Annotated in this window: 1 protein-coding gene; it reads left to right on the forward strand. The window is 54.5% G+C overall.

Translation table 11 applies throughout. The features are described 5' to 3' along the window. Positions 1-52: 52 nt before the first annotated feature. A partial coding sequence (locus tag AB4072_RS17150) for a hypothetical protein (protein WP_441969946.1) occupies positions 53-411 on the forward strand: 359 nt, incomplete at its 3' end.

Genomic DNA, 411 nt, shown 5'->3' on the forward strand with positions numbered 1-411 from the left:
CCGTCAGCGGCTGTCTGCGCCTTAACAATAAAAACAATCGAGGAGCAACACGATGACAGACTTGATAACGGCGCTCCGTTGCGGGGCGCTTGAGCCATGGCGCGGGAGTCAGTATTCTCCGCGGCCGCCTGAATCGGCTCTAAAAAAAAGCCCGGAATTATTTCCTGACCAGATAGCCAGCTTATCCCGGCTCTGGGCGGTCACACGGCACACTCCAATAAAAACCGAATGGACGCTTGATCGACTGTTTTCGAACAGCCGAACGGGCGTTCTTTTGCTTTTGAAAAGCCTTGGCCCAGCGCTTGCCGGAGCGCTGAGACCGGCCGACTGGATAACGTTTTACGGCAACGAAAAACAGGCGCCACACCAGAGCGCCGATTCAAAAAAACGTGGAACCACTTACTTTGGGAG

Source organism: Microvirga sp. 2MCAF38 (assembly GCF_052115485.1).
GTDB lineage: Bacteria > Pseudomonadota > Alphaproteobacteria > Rhizobiales > Beijerinckiaceae > Microvirga.